General features: G+C 65.2%; 27 protein-coding genes and 1 tRNA gene. 12 read left to right on the forward strand and 16 right to left on the reverse strand.

What is annotated here, in order from left to right:
• Positions 1-16: 16 nt before the first annotated feature.
• The gene (locus JF66_RS04970) at positions 17-358 is read right to left on the reverse strand and encodes an Rv2175c family DNA-binding protein (protein WP_035875892.1); all 342 of its coding nucleotides are present in this window, start codon (positions 356-358) and stop codon (positions 17-19) included.
• A gap of 153 nt (positions 359-511) precedes the next feature.
• On the opposite strand from JF66_RS04970, the gene JF66_RS04975 reads away from it, so the two are divergent.
• Both JF66_RS04975 and pknB read left to right on the forward strand, forming a co-directional pair.
• On the forward strand, positions 512-1,783 hold the full coding sequence (locus tag JF66_RS04975; protein WP_081882154.1) for a LysM peptidoglycan-binding domain-containing protein: 1,272 nt from the start codon (positions 512-514) through the stop codon (positions 1,781-1,783).
• Between the two features lie 69 nt (positions 1,784-1,852).
• The gene (gene pknB / locus JF66_RS04980) at positions 1,853-3,805 is read left to right on the forward strand and encodes a Stk1 family PASTA domain-containing Ser/Thr kinase (protein WP_035875895.1); all 1,953 of its coding nucleotides are present in this window, start codon (positions 1,853-1,855) and stop codon (positions 3,803-3,805) included.
• A gap of 35 nt (positions 3,806-3,840) precedes the next feature.
• Here the strand turns inward: pknB and mshC are convergent, their stop codons facing one another.
• From mshC to JF66_RS04995, 3 genes are read right to left on the reverse strand one after another with little or no spacing between them, the layout of a single operon-like run.
• Positions 3,841-5,115: a cysteine--1-D-myo-inosityl 2-amino-2-deoxy-alpha-D-glucopyranoside ligase gene (mshC, locus tag JF66_RS04985; protein WP_035875898.1), complete on the reverse strand. Its 1,275-nt coding sequence runs from the start codon at positions 5,113-5,115 to the stop codon at positions 3,841-3,843.
• 13 nt (positions 5,116-5,128) lie between these two features.
• Entirely contained in the window at positions 5,129-5,983 is an 855-nt protein-coding gene (locus JF66_RS04990; RefSeq protein ID WP_035875901.1) for an undecaprenyl-diphosphate phosphatase, read from the reverse strand.
• A gap of 37 nt (positions 5,984-6,020) precedes the next feature.
• Positions 6,021-7,346 (reverse strand): M20/M25/M40 family metallo-hydrolase, encoded by a 1,326-nt coding sequence (locus JF66_RS04995; RefSeq protein WP_035875905.1) that lies wholly within the window; start codon positions 7,344-7,346, stop codon positions 6,021-6,023.
• Positions 7,347-7,457: 111 nt separating this feature from the next.
• Between JF66_RS04995 and JF66_RS05000 the strand changes: the two genes are divergently transcribed.
• From JF66_RS05000 to JF66_RS05015, 4 genes are all read left to right on the forward strand, one after another.
• A tRNA-Leu gene (locus JF66_RS05000) sits at positions 7,458-7,542 on the forward strand.
• A 170-nt stretch (positions 7,543-7,712) separates the two neighbouring features.
• Positions 7,713-7,991, forward strand: coding sequence for a GAP family protein (locus JF66_RS24955; protein ID WP_035875908.1), 279 nt, complete (start codon positions 7,713-7,715; stop codon positions 7,989-7,991).
• Between the two features lie 20 nt (positions 7,992-8,011).
• Positions 8,012-8,383, forward strand: coding sequence for a GAP family protein (locus tag JF66_RS24960; protein WP_197059322.1), 372 nt, complete (start codon positions 8,012-8,014; stop codon positions 8,381-8,383).
• Positions 8,384-8,622: 239 nt separating this feature from the next.
• Complete coding sequence (locus JF66_RS05015) at positions 8,623-10,716, forward strand: S9 family peptidase (RefSeq protein WP_035875914.1); 2,094 nt, start codon at positions 8,623-8,625, stop codon at positions 10,714-10,716.
• A gap of 25 nt (positions 10,717-10,741) precedes the next feature.
• Here JF66_RS05015 and JF66_RS05020 read toward each other — a convergent pair whose 3' ends face one another.
• The 6 genes from JF66_RS05020 to JF66_RS05045 form a co-directional block, all read right to left on the reverse strand.
• Positions 10,742-11,614, reverse strand: a complete 873-nt coding sequence (locus tag JF66_RS05020) for an ABC transporter permease (RefSeq protein WP_051973135.1) — start codon at positions 11,612-11,614, stop codon at positions 10,742-10,744.
• Positions 11,615-11,675: 61 nt separating this feature from the next.
• Complete coding sequence (locus JF66_RS05025; RefSeq protein ID WP_156109658.1) at positions 11,676-12,674, reverse strand: ATP-binding cassette domain-containing protein; 999 nt, start codon at positions 12,672-12,674, stop codon at positions 11,676-11,678.
• Positions 12,671-13,807, reverse strand: a complete 1,137-nt coding sequence (locus tag JF66_RS05030; RefSeq protein ID WP_035875917.1) for a DUF2092 domain-containing protein — start codon at positions 13,805-13,807, stop codon at positions 12,671-12,673. Before JF66_RS05030 ends, JF66_RS05025 begins: the two co-directional genes overlap by 4 nt.
• A 104-nt stretch (positions 13,808-13,911) precedes the next feature.
• A complete protein-coding gene (locus tag JF66_RS05035; protein ID WP_035875920.1) occupies positions 13,912-14,283 on the reverse strand; it encodes a hypothetical protein in 372 nt (123 codons plus the stop codon).
• Positions 14,284-14,452: 169 nt separating this feature from the next.
• The gene (locus tag JF66_RS05040) at positions 14,453-14,779 is read right to left on the reverse strand and encodes an antibiotic biosynthesis monooxygenase (protein ID WP_035875922.1); all 327 of its coding nucleotides are present in this window, start codon (positions 14,777-14,779) and stop codon (positions 14,453-14,455) included.
• 64 nt (positions 14,780-14,843) lie between these two features.
• Positions 14,844-15,815, reverse strand: coding sequence for an NAD(P)-dependent alcohol dehydrogenase (locus JF66_RS05045; RefSeq protein ID WP_035875925.1), 972 nt, complete (start codon positions 15,813-15,815; stop codon positions 14,844-14,846).
• Positions 15,816-15,864: 49 nt separating this feature from the next.
• Here JF66_RS05045 and JF66_RS05050 point away from each other — a divergent pair, with 49 nt between their 5' ends.
• Positions 15,865-16,527, forward strand: coding sequence for a histidine phosphatase family protein (locus JF66_RS05050; protein ID WP_035875928.1), 663 nt, complete (start codon positions 15,865-15,867; stop codon positions 16,525-16,527).
• A gap of 21 nt (positions 16,528-16,548) precedes the next feature.
• On the forward strand, positions 16,549-16,842 hold the full coding sequence (locus tag JF66_RS05055; protein ID WP_035875931.1) for a putative quinol monooxygenase: 294 nt from the start codon (positions 16,549-16,551) through the stop codon (positions 16,840-16,842).
• A gap of 8 nt (positions 16,843-16,850) precedes the next feature.
• Here the strand turns inward: JF66_RS05055 and JF66_RS05060 are convergent, their stop codons facing one another.
• The 3 genes from JF66_RS05060 to JF66_RS05070 form a co-directional block, all read right to left on the reverse strand.
• Positions 16,851-17,204: an MmcQ/YjbR family DNA-binding protein gene (locus JF66_RS05060; protein WP_035875933.1), complete on the reverse strand. Its 354-nt coding sequence runs from the start codon at positions 17,202-17,204 to the stop codon at positions 16,851-16,853.
• Between the two features lie 10 nt (positions 17,205-17,214).
• Positions 17,215-18,216, reverse strand: a complete 1,002-nt coding sequence (locus tag JF66_RS05065) for an LLM class flavin-dependent oxidoreductase (protein ID WP_035875937.1) — start codon at positions 18,214-18,216, stop codon at positions 17,215-17,217.
• Positions 18,217-18,311: 95 nt separating this feature from the next.
• A complete protein-coding gene (locus JF66_RS05070; protein WP_051973137.1) occupies positions 18,312-18,773 on the reverse strand; it encodes an isoprenylcysteine carboxylmethyltransferase family protein in 462 nt (153 codons plus the stop codon).
• 72 nt (positions 18,774-18,845) lie between these two features.
• On the opposite strand from JF66_RS05070, the gene JF66_RS05075 reads away from it, so the two are divergent.
• The 4 genes from JF66_RS05075 to JF66_RS05090 all read left to right on the forward strand — a co-directional run bounded on the left by JF66_RS05075 (position 18,846) and on the right by JF66_RS05090 (position 22,022).
• On the forward strand, positions 18,846-19,412 hold the full coding sequence (locus tag JF66_RS05075; RefSeq protein WP_035875940.1) for an HdeD family acid-resistance protein: 567 nt from the start codon (positions 18,846-18,848) through the stop codon (positions 19,410-19,412).
• Positions 19,413-19,483: 71 nt separating this feature from the next.
• On the forward strand, positions 19,484-19,966 hold the full coding sequence (locus tag JF66_RS05080) for a 2'-5' RNA ligase family protein (RefSeq protein ID WP_035875942.1): 483 nt from the start codon (positions 19,484-19,486) through the stop codon (positions 19,964-19,966).
• Between the two features lie 167 nt (positions 19,967-20,133).
• The gene (locus tag JF66_RS05085) at positions 20,134-21,648 is read left to right on the forward strand and encodes a cellulose binding domain-containing protein (protein WP_081882158.1); all 1,515 of its coding nucleotides are present in this window, start codon (positions 20,134-20,136) and stop codon (positions 21,646-21,648) included.
• Positions 21,649-21,704: 56 nt separating this feature from the next.
• A complete protein-coding gene (locus JF66_RS05090; protein ID WP_156109659.1) occupies positions 21,705-22,022 on the forward strand; it encodes a hypothetical protein in 318 nt (105 codons plus the stop codon).
• On the opposite strand, the gene JF66_RS21570 is transcribed toward JF66_RS05090, so the two are convergent.
• Genes JF66_RS21570 through JF66_RS05100 form a run of 3 tightly spaced genes read right to left on the reverse strand, consistent with a single transcriptional unit; the run spans position 22,019 to position 23,050 of the window.
• The gene (locus tag JF66_RS21570; RefSeq protein ID WP_156109660.1) at positions 22,019-22,315 is read right to left on the reverse strand and encodes a glycosyltransferase; all 297 of its coding nucleotides are present in this window, start codon (positions 22,313-22,315) and stop codon (positions 22,019-22,021) included. The genes JF66_RS05090 and JF66_RS21570 overlap by 4 nt on opposite strands.
• Entirely contained in the window at positions 22,299-22,559 is a 261-nt protein-coding gene (locus tag JF66_RS21575; RefSeq protein WP_051973142.1) for a hypothetical protein, read from the reverse strand. The genes JF66_RS21570 and JF66_RS21575 overlap by 17 nt, the downstream gene beginning before the upstream one ends.
• A 26-nt stretch (positions 22,560-22,585) precedes the next feature.
• A complete protein-coding gene (locus JF66_RS05100) occupies positions 22,586-23,050 on the reverse strand; it encodes an ankyrin repeat domain-containing protein (protein ID WP_197059323.1) in 465 nt (154 codons plus the stop codon).
• Positions 23,051-23,094: the final 44 nt, after the last annotated feature.

Below are 23,094 nucleotides of genomic sequence, written 5' to 3' on the forward strand. Positions count from 1 at the left end.
TAGGCCAGAGACTGGGCTAGGCCAGAGCCTGGGCTACCCGACGAACTTCGGCCTTGCGCCCGGCGCGGAGAGCGGCAATCGGCGCCACCCCGAGGCTGTCGTCCACGTCGAGGAGCCAGCTCATCGCCTGCTCGGGGGTGAAGCCGTCGTCATTCAGCACGAAGATGGTTCCACGCAGCTCGGGAAGCGGTGCACGGTCGCGCAAGAAATCTGCCGGGACCTGAAGCACGCCATCGCGGCGAATCGCGAGCAGATGATGGTCGTCGATCAGTTGCCGTACCCGACTTTGGGTCAGTCCGAGCAGCTCAACAAGGTCAGGGATAGTGAGCCACTCGGGCTCTGAAAACTCTTCAGTCACGTCTTAAGCTTCCCATGATTCTGTGAAGTCGCAAAATGACTCGCGAAAGAATCGCGCGATCTGTCACGAACACACCTGTCACACTGATTGACTCGACTAATCATCTGTGTCAACCTCGACCCGGGGCTTGGGTTACGAACGAACAGGAGTTCCATGTCCACCGAGGTGCACAGAATCCCCGCCACGAGCGGCGCATCAGAGAAAACTGACCGCTCCCGGCGCGCACAACCCGCCGAACGGCGAGGGCGGGGTGCTCTTCTCACGGTTCCGATCGTTCTTGTCGGCACGCTGGCCATCAGCCTGAATCTTGCCGCACCGGCCCACGCCGCGGTTGTGAAGAAGCCGCTTAATCCCCGATTCGTCGAGGCCGGAGCCGATCACTCGTCCGCGCGGAGCGCGCCTGGCCGTGTCTCGAAGTCGGCCGCAACCGAGACGGCGCCGGCGCAGTACTCCGTCGCCCAGGGCGATACGGTCAGTGGCATTGCCGCGCGTTTCGGCCTCTCGACTCCTGCCGTACTGTCCCTCAACGGTCTCGACTCAGCGGCGTTGATTTTTCCCGGGCAGGTTTTGAACCTCTCCGCTGCAGCCGCACCGAGCGTGGCCGCCGCGCCATCGACGCCGGTGTCGACACACACGGTGCAGAGCGGCGATACCATCGGCGGCATCGCAGCCGCGCACGGACTGTCAACCGACGTCGTTCTCGCCGCGAACGGACTGGAGCGCAGCAGCGTCATTTATCCCGGCCAGTCCATCGTGCTCCCCACCGCCGAATCCGCCACCATTGTTCCCGCGGCGTTCATCACGCCTATGGCCCCGGCGACCGCGCCGGCAGCATCGCAGTACACAATCGCCAGCGGAGACACGATCAGTGCCGTCGCCGCGACGGCGGGCGTCAAAGTGCAGGACATTTTGGATGCAAACGGACTGGGATGGTCAAGCATGATCTATCCCGGGCAGGTGCTCACCATTCCGTCACCCGAAGCGCTGGCCGCAGCCGAGCGCGCCGAGGCTGTCACGCCGTTGTCGTCGGAGATGCGCCAGAACGCCTCCACCATTGTGGCAGTCGGCCGTTCCCTGGGCGTCTCGGACTACGGGCTCGTCATCGCCCTGGCCGCCGCGGCACAGGAATCGGGATTGAAGAACCTTGATTACGGCGATCGCGATTCGCTCGGCCTGTTTCAGCAACGGCCGAGCGTGGGGTGGGGAACTCCCGAGCAGGTCCTGGATCCGACGCGAGCGACCCTCGCGTTCTTCGGGGGCCCCAGCAATCCCAACCCCGGGGTGACCCGCGGCCTGCTCGAAATAGCCGGCTGGGAATCCATGACGGTCACCGATGCCGCACAAGCGGTTCAGATTTCTGCTTTCCCGAACCACTACGCGAAATGGGAGATCTCTGCCCGGTCATGGCTCGGCCAGCTCGGCTAGTCCTGTCGGTTGAGGCGGCGCGCGGCGTTCTAGCAGGATGTTGCGGTCGAGCTTCTCTAGACTCAACTGGTGAGTGAAACTCCGACCGACCAGATGATCGGCCGTCTGATAGACGGCCGATATCAGGTGCGCTCCAGAATTGCTCGCGGCGGCATGGCGACGGTCTATCTCGCCACCGATCTGCGACTCGAACGTCGGGTGGCGATCAAGATCATGCATGGCCACCTCGCGGACGACAATGCGTTCAAGAGTCGGTTCATTCAGGAGGCACGTTCTGCCGCGCGGCTGGCGCACCCGAACGTCGTGAACGTCTTCGACCAGGGGCAGGATGCCGACACCGCGTATCTCGTGATGGAGTACCTCCCGGGGATCACGCTGCGAGACCTGCTCAAGGACTACGGAAAACTCACTCCGGAGCAGACCGTGGACATACTCGAGGCGGTCCTGAGCGGACTTGCAGCCGCTCACAAGGCGGGAATCGTGCACCGGGACATCAAGCCGGAAAACGTGCTTCTCGCCGACGACGGCCGCATCAAAATCAGCGATTTCGGTCTGGCGAGAGCGGTGAACAACAACACCGCGACCGGTCAGGCCCTGCTTGGCACCATCGCCTACCTCTCCCCCGAACTCGTGACCCGAGGCATTGCCGATGCGCGAAGCGACATCTATGCGCTCGGTATCATGACGTTTGAAATGCTCACCGGCGAACAGCCGTACGTGGGTGAGGCTCCGATGCAGATCGCCTACCAGCACGCTAACGACACCGTGCCCCGTCCCAGCAGCAAGGTTCCGTCCACGCCGCGCGACCTCGACGAACTCGTGCAGTGGGCCACGGCACGCGATCCGGAACAACGGCCTCGCGATGCGCGCGTCATGCTCGATCAGCTCCTTGCCGGCCGCGGACACTCCGATCTCTCAGCACAGCCGACGGGATCGCAACCGACGGAGTTGCAACCGACGATGATGCTTCCCAGCATCACGTCCGCCACGGCTAACGCCGAGACACAGATTCTCGGTGGCACGCCGCCGACGAATGTGCTCGGGCCGCTCACGGCTACCGGAGCGGGACCGCAGCAGCCCGACAACAGCACGCGCCTCGAAACCAAAGCCAGACGCCGAAAAGGGCGCGGCTTCTGGCTCTTTGCCCTCGTTCTCCTGATCGCTGCGACCCTCGGGGGTACCGGCTGGTACTTCGGCTCTGGCCCCGGTTCCGACATCGCAGTGCCCATGGTGGTGGCCTTGAGCCCCGCGGATGCTGCCGCGCAGCTCACGGCAGTGGGACTGGAGTCCACGCAAAGCACGACCTACAGCGCCGACGTGCCAGAGGGCATCGTGATCGCGACCGACCCGGGAGACGGCACACGCGTGCCGAAAGACAGCGTCGTGACGATCATCGTATCGCTGGGCCTGCAGCCGATCACCCTTCCCCCTTTGGCTGGAATCAGTCAGGAGGCGGCGACCGCGGAAATCACCGGACTTCTCGCCACGGTCGGCGCCGTGGACTCGGTGTTCGACGGCTCGGCCAAGGCCGGAATCGTGCTCTCGGCCACTCGGGCGAGCGACGACGTCGACGTATCGCAGGGCGGCGCGTACTTCCAGGGACTCGACGTCAACCTCGTGGTCTCCCTCGGTTCAGTTCCCGATGTGGCCGGCAAAACGGTCGCGGAGGCAACGAGGACACTCGCGGCCCAGGGACTGGTCGCCGCGTCCGGCCAGCAGACCTACAGCGACAGCGTCCCTGAGGGCAATGTCGTATCGGCTGCCGTGCCCGATGCTCCAGTCCGTACCGGAGCGACCATTACGTTGACTATTTCCCGCGGACCCGAACCGGTGCAGATACCCGATGTCGTCGGAAAGCCGTGGTCCGAGGCTAAGCAGATTCTCGAAGACGCGAGCTTGAAACTCGACTACAACATCTTTGCCGATGCCGCCCCCGGCCTGTTCACCGTGACCAAGGTCACGCCGGGAGCGGGTCAATCCGTTCCCCGCGGCAGCAGCGTCAAGATCAACTTCTCGGCCTAGGTCACGCTGACGCCATCACGATGGCCCGGTAACGTCTAGGCCTTCGTGACGTCCACGCCGAGCAGGGCACTGATCGCCAGAGCCGCCAGTGCCGGGTTGTCGACGCCCGTGTCGGCAGCGGAGTCCAGAACGGCCAGCGCCGCGGGCGTGTCGAGGTCGTTGTTCAGGCATTCCCTGACCCGTTCGATGACGGAACCGGCTGAGGCCGTCCCGGTCGGTTCCGCGGCGGAGAAGGCGGATCGGTAACGGGCCAGCCGGTGCTCCGCCTCGTGCAGGAGCGGCTCCGTCCAGGTCCAGTTGGTGCGATAGTGCTGCGCCAGCAGGGCGAGACGGATCGCGCGCGGGTCGGTTCCGCCGCTGCGCAGACCGGAGACCAACACAAGGTTTCCCAGTGACTTGCTCATCTTCTCGCCCTGATAGGCCACCATACCGGTGTGGCTGTAGACGCCGGCGAGAGGATGCCCTGATAAGGCTGCGGCGTGTCCGGCACTCATATCGTGGTGCGGGAAGACGAGGTCCGAGCCGCCGCCCTGAACCGTGAAGTCGGTTCCCAGCTCTTTCAAGGCGATGACCGAGCATTCGATGTGCCAGCCAGGACGACCGGCACCGACGGCCGATGCCCACTGCGGCTCCCCGGCGCGGGCCGCCCGCCAGAGCATCGGGTCGAGCGAATCGCGCTTGCCCTCACGGTCGGGGTCTCCCCCGCGCTCGGCGAAAAGCGCCAGCATCGTGTCCCGGTCGAGATTGCTCTCGTCGCCGAGGCGCCAGTCGGTGAGTTCCTGGGCGGCAACGATGTCGAAGTACAGGTCGGAGCCGACGGCGCCATCGGCTCCGGCGACAGCCTCGGGAGTCTCCACCGCGTACGCCAACCCGGCATCGCGGAGTTTCGTGACCGCTGCGGCGACCTCGTCGATGACCTCGGTCACGGCTACATAGTCGTCGGGTGGAATGATGCCCAGCGCTTCCATGTCGGTGCGGAAGAGCTCCACCTGAGATTCCGCCAGTTCACGCCAGTCCACGCCAGTGGCGATCGCACGCTCGAGCAGCGGGTCGTCGACATCGGTGACGTTCTGGGCGTAGTGCACGCGGAAACCGGCGTCGAGCCAGACCCGCTGCAGCGTGTCGAAGGCCAGATAGGTGGCCGCATGGCCGAGGTGGGTGGCGTCGTACGGCGTGATACCGCACACATACAGACGCGCAACATCAGCAGGCCTGGCTTCGACCAAACCGTTCGTGGCCGTGTCATGCAGCCAGGGTGCGCCTGAGCGACCTGGTAGTGAGGGGATATCTGGTCGCTTCCATGCACGCATGCAACCAGCCTAACTACGCGGAGATGACGTTCGTTGCCAACAGCACGAAGAGCACCGTCCCGATCACGATGCGGTAGATCACGAAGGGGAGGAAACTGTGCTTGGAGATATAGCCCATGAAGAACTTGATCACGAACAGGGCGACGACGAAGGCGACGACGGTGGCGACGAGTGTTTCCAGCGGTCCGAAAATCTCCGGCTTGCAGTTCGTGGCTCCAGCCAGGCAGGGATCCGCAATGGATTTGTACATCTGGTAGAAGCCGCTGCCCAACACGGCGGGGATGGCCAGCAGGAAGGCGTACCGTGCGGCGGCAGCTCGCTCGTAGCCCATGAACAGACCGAAGGTGATCGTGCCACCGGAACGCGAGACGCCCGGAATCAGCGCGAGAGACTGGGCGAATCCGTAGACGACGCCGTCGCCGACCGTCATGTCGTTCAGCCGACGACGCTTGGCGCCAACGTGGTCCGCAATGCCGAGCAGGATGCCGAAGCCGATGAGCATCGAGGCGGTGATCCACAGCGAACGCAGAACGGTTTCGATCTGGTCCTGGAAGACCAGACCGAGCACGACGATCGGCAGCGAGCCGAGAATGATGAGCCATCCCATCCGGGCATCGGGATCGTTGCGCGGCACGCGGCCGACGAGCGACCGGGACCACTGGCCGATAATGCGCACGATGTCTCGCCAGAAGAAGATGACGACGGCGAGCTCGGTACCGATCTGGGTAATCGCCGTGAATTGTGCTCCGGGGTCCTCCCCCGTGCCCAAGAGCTGGCCCACGATCGAAATATGGGCACTCGAAGACACCGGAAGAAACTCGGTCAGGCCCTGAACAAGACCCAGAATGATCGCATTGATGAGGTCCACGCGTGCTGCTTCCGCTGGTGATCGCCTCGAAGGCCGATTAGTACTTCGAGAGCAAGTCCGTCAAAACCTGCCTGCCAAACACTAATGCGTCCAGGGGCACTCTTTCATCCACGCCGTGGAACATGGCCGGAAAATCCAAGTCGGCGGGGAGGCGGAGCGGTGCGAAGCCGTAGCCCTTGATGCCGAGGGTCCTGAGGGCCTTGTTGTCGGTGCCGGCCGAGAGCAGGTAGGGCAGCACGGGGGCTCCCGGATCGTGCCGGCCGAGGGTCTCCACGACGGCGTCGACAAGCGGGCCACCGAATTCGGTCTCAAGTCCGACGTCCCGGTGCATGATGACGATCTCGATGTCTGGCCCGACGAGGTCGGCGAGTTCAGCGAGGACGTTGTCTTCCTCGCCCGGAAGCGAGCGGATGTCGATGAGCGCCTCGGCCGTGTCAGGGATCACGTTGTGCTTGTACCCCGCGGTCAGGCCGGTGGGGTTGGTTGTGGTGCGCAGGCTGGCCTGGATGAACCCCGCGGCGGTGCCGGTGGCCAGCGCGAGTTCGTCCGGACCGACGCGCTGCGGGTCGACATCAAGAATTCTGGCCAGTTCGGCGAGTAGCTGCGAGGTCGTGTCCGTCAAACGAATCGGCCACTCACGGCGACCGACCTTCGCAACAGCCTCGGCCAGGCGTGTGATGGCATTGTCGTGGTGTACTCGGGATCCGTGGCCGGCGCTCCCCCTGGCGACCAGTTTCACCCAGATAAGCGCCTTCTCTCCGGTCTGCAGCAAATAGGCGCGTCGACCGGCCAGGGTGATCGAGTAGCCACCGACCTCGCTGATCGCTTCCGTGGCGCCCGCGAACAACTCAGGACGCTCACGCGCGAGATAACCGGAGCCGAGGACGCCTCCGGCCTCTTCGTCAGCGAAGAAGGCGATCACGAGATCACGTTCCGGCATACCGCCGGAGCCGATGATGTCGGTGAGAGACGCCAGGATCATCGCGTCCATGTTCTTCATGTCCACGGCGCCACGGCCCCAGAGCAGACCGTCCTTGATGACGCCGCCGAAGGGATCCACACTCCAGTTGGCGGGATCGGCCGGCACCACGTCGAGGTGACCGTGCACCACGAGGGCGCTGCGGCTGCTGTCGCGCCCTTTCACCCGCGCGACCACACTCGTGCGGCCCGGCTCAGAATCGAAGAGCTCAGGGGCCAGCCCGAGGCCGCGAAGGTGGGCGGCGACGTACTCGGCCGCATCCGTTTCGCCGTTGGATCGCCCCTCGCCGTAGTTCGTGGTGTCGAGACGAATCAGGTCGCGGGCCAGTATCGCCGTGAGATCGAGTTCGGCGTCTGCCGGGGGGCTGGAAGTGAGGGAAACCATGATGTTCACGCTACCTGCATCACCCGAGTGGCGCCGTGGGTCAAACGTACTCAGAAACCGTGCTAGATTATTACCTCGGCAGCCGGTTTTACACGGCGGCCGTTTCACCCAGTCCGGGTGGCGGAATTGGTAGACGCGCTGGCTTGAGGTGCCAGTGCCCGTTAAGGGCGTGTGGGTTCAATTCCCATCTCGGACACGGAGATTACTCGAGAAGTAATCAACGAGGACTGGTTGAGACAGTTCAGAAGGCCGGATCTTAGGATCCGGCCTTCTCTCGTTAACGACGTATCCCCCTCTCGAGGACGTGCGGTCACCTGATTCGCGGAGGCCCTATTCTGTTGGCTCCATGTGCACTAGGTTCAATCCATGCTGCAGGCCCTGGGACAGCTACTCCCGATCGCACTCGCGATCGCCCTGAGCACCGTGCCCATCATGGCGACTGTCCTGATTCTGATGTCTCCCAATCGGAATCGTTCCTCGCTGCCGTTTCTCGTGGGCTGGGTGGTGGGGATTGGCCTCATGGCCGGAGTCTTCACTCTGGGGGCGCATGTTTTTGCCGCCCCGAACCCCCGTGAGCCGAACAACTCCGCGCTGTTGGGCATCGTACAGATCGTGATTGGTCTTCTTCTCGTGGCCCTCGCCTGATCAGCTGGCGACGGGGGCGCGTGCATCCGGGGGACGGGATTCCACACTGGTTGCGCCGGGTCGGGTCCTTCGGCCCATGGTCGTCATTCGGCCTCGCGATGGGGCTCAACGTTCGCCCGAAGGCCCTGCTGCTCAGCGCTGCCGCCGGGCTGTCCCTTCGGGTCGTGTCCCTCCCCCCGGAATCGACGTTGATCGTGCTGGGGGTCTTCGCCGTTCTGGCCTCAGTGACCGTGTCGGCTCCCATCGTGCTGACAATGGCTTCCCCCGAGAAGTCCGGCAAATGGCTGCACGCCAGTGAAGACTGGATCAATCGGAACAGCCGCACGGTGACCAACCTGATCCTCATCGTGATCGGCGTGGTGATATTCGGCAACGGGCTGAGGTTGTTCTGACGAGCGAAGCCACTGATGCGTCGCGCCCTCGTGTCCACACTCTTGGCCTGAGCGATCCACTCGAGATCAGGAGGCGAGCCACACGGCGGTTTCCCGGTCATGTGTGGTGGCGAGCCGTGCGGACCGGCCCGCCCGGGTCTCAGCGCGCCCCCTCGGTGCGGAGGAAGGGTTGGCCATGTGCACGGTATGGGCACACCCCGGTTGGCTGACACGGCGCCGAACGGGTTACCTTTGAATGCATGACACTTGAGTCTCTGGTCTCACCTTTCTCTCGTCTTGACGCCTACATCGCGCTGCCGCGTGTCGAAGGCCTCGCGCTGTCGCCGAATGGGAGGCAGGCCATACTCACGATCGCGACGCTCGCTCAGGATGGCACGAGCTATGAACGTGCGCTCTGGTCGGTGGCCACCGACGGTTCGGGCAGGCCCGTGAGGCTCACTCGTTCCGCCAAGGGCGAGTCCGGTGTGGCGTTCACCGGCTCGGGAGACGTGCTTTTCGTTTCCGCGCGTCCCGACCCATCGGTCGACAAAGCCGACGAGGCGGCACAGCTGTGGCTGCTGCCGTCCGGCGGCGGGGAAGCGCGCGCCGTGACACGCCTCGCGGGCGGCGTGTCCACTGTGGCGGCAACAGCCACCGCCTGTGACACCGTCGTGATCACGGCGGATATTCTCGTCAGTGCACCGGACCTCGACGGGGACGCCGTGCGTCGCAAAGAACGCAAGGACAAGAAAGTCGCCGCTATTTTGCACGAGACGTACCCCGTGCGCTATTGGGATCAGGACCTCGGACCGGCCGAACCACACCTCTTCGCCCTCGACCTCACGTCGCTGCAGGAGACGGTAGCCTCGAGCTCTCGCGAGGACGGCGACACGACGGCTGCGGTGCCCGCGCCCTATCCGATCGATCTCCCACGACCACATGATCTGACCCCTCAGCCGGGACGCACAGCCGAAACCGGCGGGCAGGCGCTCACTCCCGATGGCCGCACTCTGGTTGCTTCCCTGCGAGTACAGGAACAACGATCGGGCCGTTATGTTCTGGTGGCCATCGACGTGGCGACCGGGGCACACACCGTGCTGCTCGCGGAGGATCGGGTCGACGTCGAGTCGCCGGTGGTCAGCCGCGACGGCCGCCACGTTGCGTTCGTGCGCAGCGCCTTCTCCACGCCCGCAGCACCTACGGACCAGGAGATCTGGATCGCGGACATCGATGGGGCGAACGCACGCCGGCTCGCGGCGGCCTGGGACCGCTGGCCAACGAGCATGACCTTCGACGCCGATGACGCCGCGCTCATTGTGACGGCAGACGACAATGGTCGAGGTCCGGTCTTCCGCGTGCCCGTGGATGGTTCCGCTGTCGAGCAGATCACGACCGACGATTTCAGCTACTCGAACGTGGGAGTGGACGTGGCGACGGGCGACCTGGTGGCGTTGCGCTCCTCGTGGATCACGCCGGCGCACCCGGTTCGCATCTCCCGCTCCGGTTCGGTCACCTCATTGCCCACCCCGGCGAGCCTCCCGGACATTCCGGGCACGATGACCGAGGTCGAGACGCTCGCCGAGGACGGTTCCCGGGTGCGCGCCTGGCTACTGCTGCCGGAGGGCGCCTCTGCAGCACAACCCGCTCCCCTGCTGCTCTGGATCCACGGCGGCCCGCTGAATAGTTGGAACGCGTGGAGCTGGCGCTGGAGCCCCGTACTCGCCGTGGCACGCGGTTACGCAGTGCTGCTGCCCGATCCGGCGCTCTCGACCGGCTACGGCCTTGATTTCATCGCGCGGGGCTGGGATTCCTGGGGCGCGAAGCCGTACACCGACCTCATGGCCATAACGGATGCCGCCGAGGGGCGCGCCGACATCGACGCGACCAAGACCGCCGCGATGGGCGGTTCCTTCGGCGGATACATGGCCAACTGGGTGGCCGGCCATACGGATCGGTTCCGGGCGATCATCAGCCATGCCAGCCTCTGGGCCCTCGACCAGTTCAACGGGACGACGGACAATTCGCAGTATTGGCAGAGCATTTTCTCGCCGCAGGGCATGCTCGACAGTTCGCCGCACCACAGCGTTCGGGAGATCGTCACTCCCATGCTCGTGATCCACGGTGACCATGACTACCGCGTGCCGATCGGCGAAAGTCTGCGCCTCTGGTCCGAACTGGCCGAGCACCACGCTCGGCCCGACGGGAGCACGCACCACAAGTTTCTCTATTTTCCCGATGAGAATCACTGGGTGCTCAAACCGCAACACGCCGTGGTCTGGTATGAGACGGTCTTTGCCTTCCTCGACGAGCATGTTCACGAGGCAAAGTGGAGACGGCCGCGGCTGCTGGGGTGAGGCACGCCGGGACCGTCCCCGTCTCTCAGGACAGGATGTCTTTCGTGCTGAACCGGCTGTACGCCAAGGCACCGAAGACGAGAATATAGCCACCCTGAACGAGTGCGTTCGATGCGAACGACGACAGGTCAAGGGGTTGGCGCAGCAGATCGGCAAAGCCCAGCCAATAGTGGCTGAACAGCCACGGATGCAGCCAGGACAGCTGCGGCAGCACATCGAGTATCTGCGCGACGACCGAGACCACAATGGTGGCGGCCATCGCTCCCACGGGCACATCGGTGAGCGTTGAGATGAACAGCCCGATCGCTGAGAGCCCCAGCAGGGACACGGTCACGTAGCCGGCAATCAGGAGCGATCGCAGCACCGACTCCGTGACGGTGATCGTATCTCCGGAGAGCAGCGTGACCGGACCAACGGGAAACAGCGCGACGCCGATGAGCGCACCGGCCACGGTCAGGGTCAGAGTGGCGGCGAGGCAGAACGCGGCAGCACCGGCGTACTTGACGAGGAGCAGACGCACTCGACCGGCAGGCGCGACCAGGAGGTAGCGAAGCGTCCCGAGTCCGGCCTCACCGGCAATGGTGTCGCCGGCCACCACCCCCACGGTCAGGGGCAGGAACAACGGGATCGCCACCACCATGGCAGTAAAACCGACAAAGAGACCGTTCTGCGTGACGCGGTCGAGAAAGGGCGGGCCCTCACCGGGCGCCAACGTGTCCGACGAGAGTTTGACGGCGATCGCCAGCAGAATCGGAATGAGCGCGACGGCCACAAGCATCGCCCACGTGCGCCGGCGGCGAAACAGTACCGCAAGCTCCGAGGCGAGCAGCGCCCACCCCGCAGATCGTCGCTCGGATCGAATCAGCACGTCATCGCGTTTCACAGACTCACTGCTCATCGGCGATTCATCGCGCACCGGCGAATCACCACGTACGGAGGAATCCCTGCCCACCGGGGTATCACTGGACGACATCAAAACCTTCTCCGGTCAACGCGACGAAGCGTTCTTCGAGGCTGGGCTCTTCAACGGCGAATCCACGGATGCGCACTCCCGCGGAGATGAGGGCCGCCACGACGGCATCGGGGTTGCGCTGAGCGCCGGGGAACGGCGCGGTGATGCGCGGGTCTTCACCCGGTACATCCGTGAGAACGGGGGCGAGCCCCACCTGAGTCAGGGTCGTCATGGCTCTGTCCATGTCCGGCGTGCGCAGGCACAGGCGCGGTTCGCTCCCCCGCCCGAGATCGGCGAGGGTTCCCTGTGCCACGAGAGTGCCCGCGCTCATGACCGCCGCGTGGGTGCACATCTGCTCGACCTCGGCCAGCAGGTGACTAGAGACGAAGACGGTTGTCCCCTCGGAGGCCAGCGAGCGGATGAGCCCGCGCACCTCGCGGGTTCCCTGCGGATCGAGCCCGTTGGTCGGTTCGTCGAGCACGAGCAGGTCGCGTCGGACGAGGAGCGCGTTGGCGATGCCGAGCCTTTGTTTCATGCCGAGCGAGTACGCATGCACCTTCTTGTTGGCGGCGTGGGTGAGTCCCACTCTCTCCAGCGCTCGTTCCACTCGTGCCGTACGGGTATCCGACGGCGCGTACCGGTCGGCCGTATCGAGCCGCCGAAGGTTCGCGGCGCCGGAAAGAAACGGATAGAACGCCGGTCCCTCGACGAGTGCGCCGACTCGGGGAAGCACGTTGTGTATCCGGGCGGGCATGTTTTCGCCCAGAACGCTGATCTGCCCGGTGGTCGCCGTGGTCAGTCCGAGGAGCATCCGGATGCTGGTGGTCTTACCGGAGCCATTCGGCCCAAGAAAACCGAAAACCGCTCCGCGCGGCACAGCCAGGTCGATGCCATTGACGGCCGTTTGACGCCCGAAACGTTTCGTCAGCCCCCGGGTCTCGATCGCGAGATCGACACCCGGGGTAGCCGAGGAGGACACGGCAGGTTTCGCGTCGACGATCGTCACTGAACCGCGGCGGCGGCTTGCAGAAGGTCGAGCGGAACGGAGCCGACGAAAACGCGACCGTCGGTGGCGAAGAACACGTTCAGGAGCGACGTGGAGAGCGCGCGACCTCCGGCGACCTCCGTGGTCAGCTGGGCGAGGAGCGGGTTGGCGGACAGTTCAGAGGGAACCGCGGACGCCGCGATGTGCGCCACGGCCGACCACCCGGATCCTGTCACCGTGGGCATGTCGCCGGTCGAGTCGCTTCTGGGCTCACCCGCAGCCGCTTCTGACGTCATCTTCGTGAGCTCAGAAGCCGTGGGCACAGGCACTTCGGTGACCGTGGAGCCGGCCGGGGGGCTAAAGGAGAAACGATCCGCGGAGGGCGTGGAGAAATCGACACTCGTGAAAGCGACGTGGAATGCGGGCGTCTCTTGTCCAACGGCCGCCACCGTCACGCCGAGGGGAAGTCCCGTTTCGGAATCAACGGCGATGGTGACCGACTCCACGAGGGTCTCGGTCGTCTTGGGGGTCAGAACGAGCTCGTACACGTTCCGTCCCGCGACGCTCCCATCGTTGCCCACCGATACGGTGGTGCTCGGGTCGATGTCGGTCAGAAAGTGCTCCGCAAGCTGAGCTGGTGTCGCAAGCCCGGCCGGGGCGCGTGCCGCCCGCTCTGCGGCTTGGGCATCCAGAGTGGATTTCAGCTCGGCCGGAATGGCCACATGGGAGACCTCGTTGGTCTGCGAATCGTAGGTCCACCCATCCGTTCCGTTCACGATAACGTCGCGCTCGGCCATCTTGTCCAGAATCTGCACCCGGGTCTTGTCAGCGCCGTCCACGTACACGCGGGCCTTATGAGACCCGGTCAGAAGCTCCATCGCGGAGGTGACGGCGCCCGCGCCGGCGGCGCCGGGCAGGGAATCGGACATGGCGGGGCTGAGGTCAATCTGAGGAAGGCCGATGTCGGACGACTGCTCCAGAGAGCCGGAGAATGAGGTGACGGTGCTGTCGTGCACCATGAGAAGGATTTGTTCCGGGGTCTTGTCGGGAAGATCCACGGCGGCTCCGGCCTGCATCGGCACGGCGATGACTCCCGCCACGATAACCGCGGGAACGACGAGGGCAGGAAGCCATTTGACTGCAGTACGGGGCACGATTAACGACCTATTTCGCGAGCATTCATGGCGGTGACTCTACGCCAGATGGCTGAGAATTTCCTCTCCGGAGCGGTTGCCCGCAATGTCGGCCTCCTCGCCCGTCAGGCGCCGCTCGGTGCCTCGTCGGTGATTCCGATGAACTGGCTGCCGATCCCGTCGCACTCGGTTCGTCCGAGGCCGGCGGCCGGCTCGGGCACTTCGTCGAATCCGTGGTTCGAGCAGCTGATGTACGTGAAGGTGGGCCACCACTTCTTGGGACGCACGGCCTCGGTGTAGCCGCAGACGTCACAGGTGAGCTGCACCCAGACGGGCTTCTTTCCGGTGCGATTTGCCCGTGACTGCAGAAGCCAGGCCGGCGGATCTTCTTCCAGCTTGACCAACTGTGCCTCGCCCATGCGCGACGGAATACCGTGGCGTGCCGCCATCTCAATCGGAATGTCCAGGCGCAGTGCGACTTCTCTTCGTGTAATCATCTTCATCAAGAATAAGCGCTAGAGGTGCGAACCGCATCGCCAGGGAGACCGTGCGCGACCGGTGCGCCACGCAGGCCTCCAGCCCCTCTCCGAGGGACCCCGCCTGACTGAGCGCACCACCCCCGCCCACTCCCCCAGTCGCGGGGCGATGTCGCCCTGTCGGCGGGCGTCAGACGTTCGAGCCGCCGGCGACGTCGTAGGACCACAACTCGCTGCTCATTCCTACGGGCTTCGCGGCAGGTTCCCCGTCAGCGGGCGCCTCACTGCGGTGACCGTGTCCGAAGGCGGGCGACGACACCCAGGCCTGGAAGGACTCTTCATCTGCCCAACGCGTGATGACCAGCCAGGTGCTGCGGTCATCCGTGGGCTTGAGCAGCTCGAAGCCCTCGAAACCGGCGCTTCCATCGACCGCACCCGCTCGCGCGGCGAAACGGTGCGCGAGGGCGTCGCCGCTGTCGTCGGCCACGGTGATTGCGTTGATCTTGATGATCGTCATCGGTCTTCTCTCTCGTTGAACTGCGGGTGTGTGCTCATGATCGCAGGGTCGGCTGCGAACCTACTCAGCGCTCCTGCGCCACCCGAATGACCACGTTTCCCACTTTCATTCCTGTCTCGACATAGTCGTATGCCTCGACGATCTCTGTGAGAGGGTATGTCCTGTCGATGATGGGCGTGAATTTGCCCTCGAACATCAGGTGTTTCAGAAAAATCACGTCTTCCCTCCTGTCGCGCGGAATCGGAAACATCACCCGGGTGCTCCGGGAGAACCGCGTTGTCAGGGCGAGTACCGGGTTCTCCGCGCGCGGCCCGAGTTCGGACGACAGATAGATGCCTTGTGGCTTCAAGATCGGCTTGCACCGGCCGAAGGAGCTCTTACCGACCTCGTCAAACACGACGTCGAACAGGTCGCTGGTTCTCGTGAAGTCTTCCTTCGTATAGTCGATCACGCGGTCGGCACCGAGCGACCTCACCAGTTCCACGTTGGCGGTGGCGCACACGGCGGTGACTCGGGCGCCCGCGTGCCGCAACAACTGCACCGCGGCAGATCCGATCGCTCCCGTCGCCCCGTTCACGAGCACGTCGTGCCCCGCTTCGATGCCCGCCGCACGAATGTGGTTGAGGGCGTAGTGGGCACCTTCGGTGCTCGGCGCCGCCTGCTCGAAGGTCAGTCCCTGCGGTATCAGGGCCACCAGACCGCTCTCTTTCACGGTGAGGTACTCAGCCTGGGCTCCGAAGTTCACGCCGCTGTAGCCGAAGATGCGGTCACCGACCGCAAAAGAGTGAACGTGCGTTCCGACCGCCTCGACCCGACCCGCGAATTCGTTGCCGAGGATTCGCTTGTTCGGTGTGAACAGCCCGCTGAACAGCCGCACGAATCGCGGCTCGCCCCGCAGAAACCCGCAGTCCGTTCGGTTCACCGTTGCGGCGTAGACCTGCACGAGGAGTTCGTCGTCCCTGTGCACAGGTTTCGGCGCTTCCACGACGCGAAGCACGTTGGGTGGCCCATATCGCGTATAGACGGCTGCCTTCATGCGCGTGATGGTACCTCCACCGAATGGCGGTGCCTATGCTGGAGTGAACATGCGACTCTTCCTGATCCGCCACGGCCAGACTCCCGCCAACGTTCTCGGCCAGCTCGACACCGCCCATCCCGGTCCCGGCCTGACCGATCTCGGAGCCCGACAGGCGTCGGTCATCCCCGATGCCCTGCGTGCGGAGCCGATCGAGGCGATTGTCGCCTCGACGCTCGTGCGCACCCAGCTCACGGCCGGCCCGCTTGCGACCGACCGCAACCTCGAGATCCAGGTGGCAACCGGCCTGCACGAGATCGAAGCGGGATCGCTGGAGGGGCTGAGCGATCGCGCATCCGTTCGCCGGTATCTCGAGACGATCTTTGCGTGGGGCGCCGGGGACCTGAGTGCCACGATGCCCGGAGCCTTCGACGGCCACGCCTTCTTCGAACGCTTCGACGCGGATATCGAGACAGCCACGACCGATGTGGAGACCGCCGTGGTGTTCAGCCACGGAGCCGCGATCCGCGTCTGGAGCGCGGCACGAGCCATCAATATGCCGCCGATGTTCGCGGTCAACAACGACCTCGACAACACCGGCGTCGTGGAACTGACCGGATCCCCCAGCGAGGGATGGACCCTCGTATCGTGGGCCGGCATGCCCGTGGGCGGCGAGCAACTCGCCGATCACTCGTCAGACGACCCGATCACCGACCCGAGCGACCATGTTTAACCCACCCTGTTTGGAGACCCCGTGACCATCACCGCATTCCTAGACATCCACGTGAAGAGCGAGCTGCTCGGCGAGGCCCCGGCCGTGCTGCGTGACACGCTCGCCGACACCCGCACCTTCGACGGATGCCTGGGCGTCGACGTTCTCATCGACACCGCCGACCCGACACACTTCGTCCTTCTGGAGAAGTGGGCCACCCTCGCGCACGACGCGGCCTACCGCGAGTGGCGAGCCGGACCGGGCAAGTCCCCCCTCGGCACCATCCTCGCGGGTGTTCCCGTGCTCACGAAGTTCGAAACGGCCGCCGACATCTGAGGCCCTGACTAGGCCTTCGCGCGCGGAACCTTCGGTCGAACCAGGGCGTGGCTGTCGCGCACCAGCTGTTCAACAAGCTCATCAGGAACCCGGGCCGGGCTGCCATCGAGCACGATCGTGATCCAGTGCGTCTTGTTGAGGTGGTAGCCGGGCGTGATCTGCGGGAATTCTTCGCGAAGCGCCCGGCTTTCCTCTGGGTCACACTTCAGGGAGACGGAGAACGGCTCGCCGGCCAGGGCGCTGAGCGCAAAGATCTTGCCGTTGCCGCTTGTCTTGAAGACGCTGGTTTCTTCGCCGAAGGGAAACGTCTCCACCGCCTGCGGCAGACTCAGGCACAGGTCGACGAGGGCATCCGGGGTCATACCCGTGATTTTAGACCAGCGCCCCGTTCATGGCGCCGGCGGTGAGCTCGACAGAGCGCAGACGGTCCGCGATGTCGCGGGACGCATGCCCGAGAATGAGCTCGTCGGCCTTGGTCGTGGCGGCAAGGTCCTCAAGGAAGGCGCGAACGTCGGCGCCCGTACCGACGGCTGAGTACCGCATCATGTTGGCGAGCTGTTGCCCCTGGGCGGTGGTGGCGATGAAGTTATCGATCTGGTCGTCGGTGTAGTCCGGTGTGGCCGGCCCGCGGGAGATCATGCTGCGCACACGGCTGCGGCGCATCGTCTCGAACTGCTGCGTCGCATCCGCCGCATCGTCTGCGGCGACCACATTGGCGGCCACGAGCACGTGCGGCTTCTCCAGCTGCTCCGAGGGCGTGAAGTCGCGACGGTACGTGGCGACGGCCTCAAAGAGGGAATCGGGCGCGAAGTGTGACGCGAATGCGTACGGCAGCCCGAGAGCCGCGGCGAGCTGGGCGCCGAACAGCGACGAACCGAGAATGTACAGAGGCACATTGGTGCCCGCACCGGGCACGGCCTGCACGCCCGCGACGATCGATTCGCCGCGCAGGTAGGCCTGCAGCTCCATCACGTCCTGGGGAAATTGGTCGCTGGCCCGCGGGTCACGCCGCATGGCACGCGCCGTGGTCTGGTCGCTGCCGGGCGCACGTCCGAGGCCGAGGTCGATGCGGCCAGGGTACATCTCGGCGAGCGTGCCGAACTGCTCGGCAATCACCAGCGGCGAGTGGTTGGGAAGCATCACGCCGCCGGAACCGAGGCGGATGCTCTCGGTCTGAGCCGCGACATGACCGACGAGAATCGCCGTGGCCGACGACGCGATCGTCGGCATGTTGTGATGCTCGGCGTACCAGACCCGGGTGTAGCCGTTCTTCTCGGCCGTCTGGGCGAGCGCGACACTCGCCGCAAAGCTTTCCCGGATGGTCTGTCCCGGTGCGATCGGGGCGAGGTCAAGTATGGACAGCGGAATCGTCATATCAAGTGCAACCGCTTGCGGCGCGAATCGTTACCCGATTGCCCGAAGAGCGATCGATGTGGCGTACGAGAGCGTCTCCGAGTCTTCGCCCGCCGTTACCGAAAGCATCCGATGCCGGGCAGAAAGCGGCCGACCCGGGCACCGTACGCGCCGTAGTCCGGATGCTCGGCCGCCAGCATCCGTTCCTCCCAACGCGTCTTGGCCGCGAGCAGAATGACGAGCGCAACCCAGGCCACGACATGCCAAACGGATGCGCCGAACAGCATGAGCCCGAGGCCTCCGGCCATCAGGCCGGTGTAGATCGGGCTGCGCACGAGGCCGTACACGCCCCCCGTGACGAGCGGCGCGTTCTCCTTGGGAATCGGGCTCGCGGTGAGGGCCGGGCCGAGGCCGAGCACGCCAAGCACGGCCACGGTCGCTCCCAGCAGGCTCAGCAGACTGGCAACGGCGACCATGCCCCCACCCACCAGCCACACCTGGCCGTGCGGCAGAAAGGCGAGCGCCCCCAGCAGCACGAACTGCAGAGCCACGAGACCCCGTGCGAGAGCACGTTTCATGACTCGAGAATACGCCCGGATTACTCGGCGGCACACCGTGACGGCCCGTGAACTCGGTGCCATACTGTCGCCATGTCGAACGTATCTAGCGTCTACGTTGGGGTTCGCCGCGTTCATCGTGGTGCGCTCATCACGATGTCAATCATCGGAATCGTGCTCGGCGCCATCGGTCTCGCATGGCCCCAGGCGACCCTCTTCACCGTTGCGATCGTCTTCGGAATCTACCTGATCGCTTCCGGGATCTTCCGCATCGCCGCCGCCTTCATGCAGGATGAGCTCACCGCCGGCATGCGCTGGCTCTCGGGCATTCTCGGGGCCATCGTGGTGGCAGCCGGTGTCTTCTGCATCACAGATCCGGTAGCCTCCCTCACCGTTCTCGCCTTCGTGATCGGCATCGGCTGGATCGCCGAGGGCGTCATCGACATCGTGGCGGGAGTGCGCAAGGTTGTGACGCCACGCTGGTTCGCCTTCCTCAGTGGAGCCGTCTCAATTGTGGCGGGCTTTGTGATGTTCGTTCTCCCCACGCTCGCCCTCGCCGTGTTCGTGCTCGTCGCGTCGATACTGCTGATCGTGGTGAGCGTCACGACGCTGCTCACGCTGCCGCCTAAACGCGAGTCCGCCGACTCCTATCTTCTCTAAATCGCGCCAGGCGCACGACCAGAGCGGTCACTCGCGGGGTTCTGGGTTCGGTGTGCCCGTAGGATCGGCGCATGCCCCGCCTTGTCGTCGTCCTCCCGCTCACACCGCTCCACGAGGGCGACAGCTTTCTCGTTCAGGACTGGCCTTTGCACGTGACCGTGCTGCCGCCGTTTCTGACGGATGCCGAACCAGGCGTGATCGCCTCGGCGATCGCCGAGGCCGCATCCTCTCACCGCACCCTCACCGCAGTAGCGGGTCAGCAGGAGATGTTCGGACGTCGCACCGACGTGCCGGTGACCGTCGTGGTGCCGACGGACGAGCTGTCCCGACTGCATGAGGACCTCATCGACGCCGTGCGCCCTTTCGGTGCCGCGCCCGATGAACCGGCCTTCACCGGAAACGAGTTTCGACCCCACATCACGATCAAGAGTCACGGACGAATCGACGAAGGTACGGCCCTGACTCTGCAGCAGATCGCCCTCGTCGACATGGCCCCGCGAGCCTCCTCAAGCGGGCGGTCCGTGCTCGCCACGTTCACACTGCCCCGGCACTGAACAGGCGCATGCACTCAAAGATGGGAGTTCGCTCACAGTCGATGGGTTTACCGAGTACGATCGGAATCAATCCCGGTTTCGACCCTCATGAAGGGGGTCAATACGGGCGGCGGTCGTCATGATTGGCGACCTAGCCGCGGCCCCCGCTACTCTTCAGAGGACACCGTGTGAAAACTTCATCGAGCCGTCGCGTGCGAGCCCTGGGGATCGTTCTCAGTTCAGCCGTTGCACTCGCCCTCAGTCTCGGCGCTGTGAGCGTGTTGCCGGCAGCCGCCGTGACCTCACCCAGCGTCGCGGTGACGTGGACGAACACCAACGTGTGGACCACCGGATTCCAGTCCGAGGTCGGGGTGCGCAATTCCTCCACGACAACTCTGAACCCCTGGCAGATCTCGTTCACCTACGCGCACAAGGTCAACACGCTGTGGAACGGCACGCTCCTGGCCGCGAACGGCGGCTTCGCCGTCAAGGCCCCCTCCTGGGCAACCACGCTCGCCCCCGCCACGGCTACGTCGTTCGGTCTCACGTCGTACCGGGTCGGCACCACTGCGCTGTTTCCCACGGCCTGCACCGTGATCGGGCTCCCGGTGAGCGCTGCCGCGATTCCGTGCACCGTCAACGGCGCAGCGCCGAAACCGACTCCGACGGTCACTCCGACGCCGACTCCGACAGTCACTCCCACGCCGACTCCAACGGCCACTCCCACGCCCACGGCGACTCCCAAGCCCACTCCGACTCCTGCGCCTGCGCCTGCGCCGACCGGCTCGCTCGTGGTCGCCCCCTATGTGGACATGGGGTTGTGGCCGACGGCTGACCTCACGAAATTCGCGACCGCGACCGGCGTGAAGGCCGTCACCGCCGCTTTCATCGTGGCCGACCGGGCCAGTGCCTGCAGCCCCACCTGGGCTGGATACACCGCGTACACCGTCGGCACATCCGGGGACTCCCTCGCCACCATCTCGGCTTTCCAGGCCGGTGGAGGGCAAGTTATCGCGTCCTTCGGCGGCGCGATCAACGATGAACTCGCTCGCGTCTGCACGAACTCGACCACACTGCTCGCCGCGTACACGAAGGTCGTCACCCGCTACAACCTGAGCCGGATTGACTTCGACCTGGAGGGCACGGACGTGTCTGACTCCACGTCCAACAAACGCCGAGCCGCCGTCGTCGCCACCCTGCAGGCGCAGCGCGCCGCGGCGGGGCACCCGTTGCAGGTCTCACTGACCTTGCCGGTGATGCCGTACGGCCTCATCGCCAGCGGCACCCGCACGGTCGGTGAATTCGCGGCCGCCGGCGTGACGCTCTCGGCCGTGAATGTGATGGCTATGGACTACGGCGACGGCACGACCGCCATGGGTACCGCCGCGATCTCCGCCGCGAAGGCGACCGCCACCCAGCTCGGAGCGATCCCGGCTTACTCGGGTCTCACCTCCGCCCAGCGGCTGTCCATGGTGGGTGTCACCCCGATGATCGGCCAGAATGACCTGCAGGGCGAGACCTTCACCGTCACCGATGCCACCACGGTGGCGCAGTTCGCCAAGGCCAACTCACTCGCCGTGCTGAGCTGGTGGGAGATGACCCGCGATCAGCCCTGCACCGGCGGCATCCCCGCCTACATGTGCTCCGGGGTGAGTAACCCGCAGTGGTCGTTCTCCCGGGCGTTCGTGGCCGGGAGCAAGTAGCCCAGGCCGACGCCCCCGTCGAGACGGGCCGGGTGCGACTCTTTTACGGTGTCCACGTGACGAATCCACGCCCTTCCCGTCGCTCGGCATCGCTCGGTGTTGCCTGCGCCGTCGCCGCCGTGCTCTCCGCATGCCTGCCGATCGTGTCGGGTTCACTCCCCCTCATCATCGGCGGCAGCGTGCTCGCGCTCGGCCTTCTCGCTGCCGCCGGCGTGTTCGCGGGCGGTTCTGTGGCCCAGACCAGAGCCGAGACGGCAGCGACCGGGGGCGGGCCGCTGGTCAGCACGCGGCGCTCCCCCGCGGCCTACCGAGCCCGCCCCGCCGAAGACCCTGCACCGTCCGACGACGCGACGCGCACGGACCGAGCCCACTAACCCCGGGCGGCGCCGGCTCCCTCGGTAATGAGCTCGAACATTCGGTCGAACACGGGTCGGCGATCGAACTGCCTCGCGTACTCGCGGGCCCGAAGAGCCCAGGCGTAGCGATCCTCATCCGTTGTGGCGAGCACGGCATGGTCGATGGCGGACGCGATCGCGACCGGGTCCTCAACGGGAACGATCAGTGCGAAACTGACCACAGTCTCGCCAATGCCACCGGTGAGAGTGGTGATCACCGGCCCGCCGCCCGCAAACATCTTCTCCGCCAGGGCACTACCGAAGGTCTCCACAAACTCGGGCCGGGGGCCTGCCCGGCAGCGCGAACGCCGCACAGCCGGCCATCAGGGACGGCTTTTCGGCGTCGCCGACGTCGTTGAGAAAGCGGATGCGATGCGCCACAAGCGAGCGTTCGGCGATCTCACGCAGGGCGTGCTCCTGGGGGCCGCGACCGGCGATGACGAGAATCACGGAGGAGTCCACCCCGCTGAGCTCGTAACCCGCGATCAGGTCATCGTTGATTTTCAGCGATGTCATGCGCAGGTTACCGTTGTGGAAACTTTCTACGGGCGGTCATACGACTCAATGACCTCGCGCATGCGGGGAAAGCCGAACTGGTCTGCGATGGCAACGGCCGGGTGGGAGCCGAGCAGAGGGTCGGCACCGGCGTCGAGCAGCGCCCTCAGCAGCTCGTCGTTGTTGCGGAACACGGCGCACGCCACCGCGGTCTGTCCCATCGCATTGACAACGGATGTGTCGGCACCCCGTTTCAGCAGTTCGGTGACGGTCTCAAGGTGCTCGGCATACGTGGCTACGATCAGCAACGAATCTCCCCGACCGTTGATCAGGGTGAGGGGAACGCCGGCATTGAGCATCTCGCCCAACGGACCGGTGCGACCTTCGCGCGCGAGAGCGAAGACACCCTCGATAACCTCCGTGCTCGGTACTCCCGAGGGTTGTGCGGCCTGCTCTGTCATGGTGTCTCCCGTCGCGCCGCGGGCATCCGCTGCTCCGTCTAAGCAAAGCACGGAACGGGTTCTGGTCGGTCTCCGCGATATGGTCGACCCGCACC

Source organism: Cryobacterium sp. MLB-32, assembly GCF_000738085.1.
Classification (GTDB): Bacteria; Actinomycetota; Actinomycetes; order Actinomycetales; family Microbacteriaceae; genus Cryobacterium.

Bases quoted from the DNA above. Each gene is read 5' to 3' on its own strand.
- JF66_RS21575 (WP_051973142.1), bottom strand. From the start codon at position 22,559: ATGACATCGCTGAAAATCAACGATGACCTGATCGCGGGTTACGAGCTC.
- JF66_RS05075 (WP_035875940.1), top strand. From the start codon at position 18,846: ATGTCGAACGTATCTAGCGTCTACGTTGGGGTTCGCCGCGTTCATCGT.
- JF66_RS05060 (WP_035875933.1), bottom strand. From the start codon at position 17,204: ATGACCCCGGATGCCCTCGTCGACCTGTGCCTGAGTCTGCCGCAGGCG.
- JF66_RS05070 (WP_051973137.1), bottom strand. From the start codon at position 18,773: ATGAAACGTGCTCTCGCACGGGGTCTCGTGGCTCTGCAGTTCGTGCTG.
- JF66_RS05050 (WP_035875928.1), top strand. From the start codon at position 15,865: ATGCGACTCTTCCTGATCCGCCACGGCCAGACTCCCGCCAACGTTCTC.
- JF66_RS05045 (WP_035875925.1), bottom strand. From the start codon at position 15,815: ATGAAGGCAGCCGTCTATACGCGATATGGGCCACCCAACGTGCTTCGC.
- mshC (WP_035875898.1), bottom strand. From the start codon at position 5,115: ATGCGTGCATGGAAGCGACCAGATATCCCCTCACTACCAGGTCGCTCA.
- JF66_RS05020 (WP_051973135.1), bottom strand. From the start codon at position 11,614: ATGAGCAGTGAGTCTGTGAAACGCGATGACGTGCTGATTCGATCCGAG.
- JF66_RS24955 (WP_035875908.1), top strand. From the start codon at position 7,713: ATGCTGCAGGCCCTGGGACAGCTACTCCCGATCGCACTCGCGATCGCC.
- JF66_RS05015 (WP_035875914.1), top strand. From the start codon at position 8,623: ATGACACTTGAGTCTCTGGTCTCACCTTTCTCTCGTCTTGACGCCTAC.
- JF66_RS04995 (WP_035875905.1), bottom strand. From the start codon at position 7,346: ATGGTTTCCCTCACTTCCAGCCCCCCGGCAGACGCCGAACTCGATCTC.
- JF66_RS05080 (WP_035875942.1), top strand. From the start codon at position 19,484: ATGCCCCGCCTTGTCGTCGTCCTCCCGCTCACACCGCTCCACGAGGGC.
- JF66_RS05040 (WP_035875922.1), bottom strand. From the start codon at position 14,779: ATGACGATCATCAAGATCAACGCAATCACCGTGGCCGACGACAGCGGC.
- JF66_RS05065 (WP_035875937.1), bottom strand. From the start codon at position 18,216: ATGACGATTCCGCTGTCCATACTTGACCTCGCCCCGATCGCACCGGGA.
- JF66_RS04975 (WP_081882154.1), top strand. From the start codon at position 512: ATGTCCACCGAGGTGCACAGAATCCCCGCCACGAGCGGCGCATCAGAG.
- JF66_RS05035 (WP_035875920.1), bottom strand. From the start codon at position 14,283: ATGATTACACGAAGAGAAGTCGCACTGCGCCTGGACATTCCGATTGAG.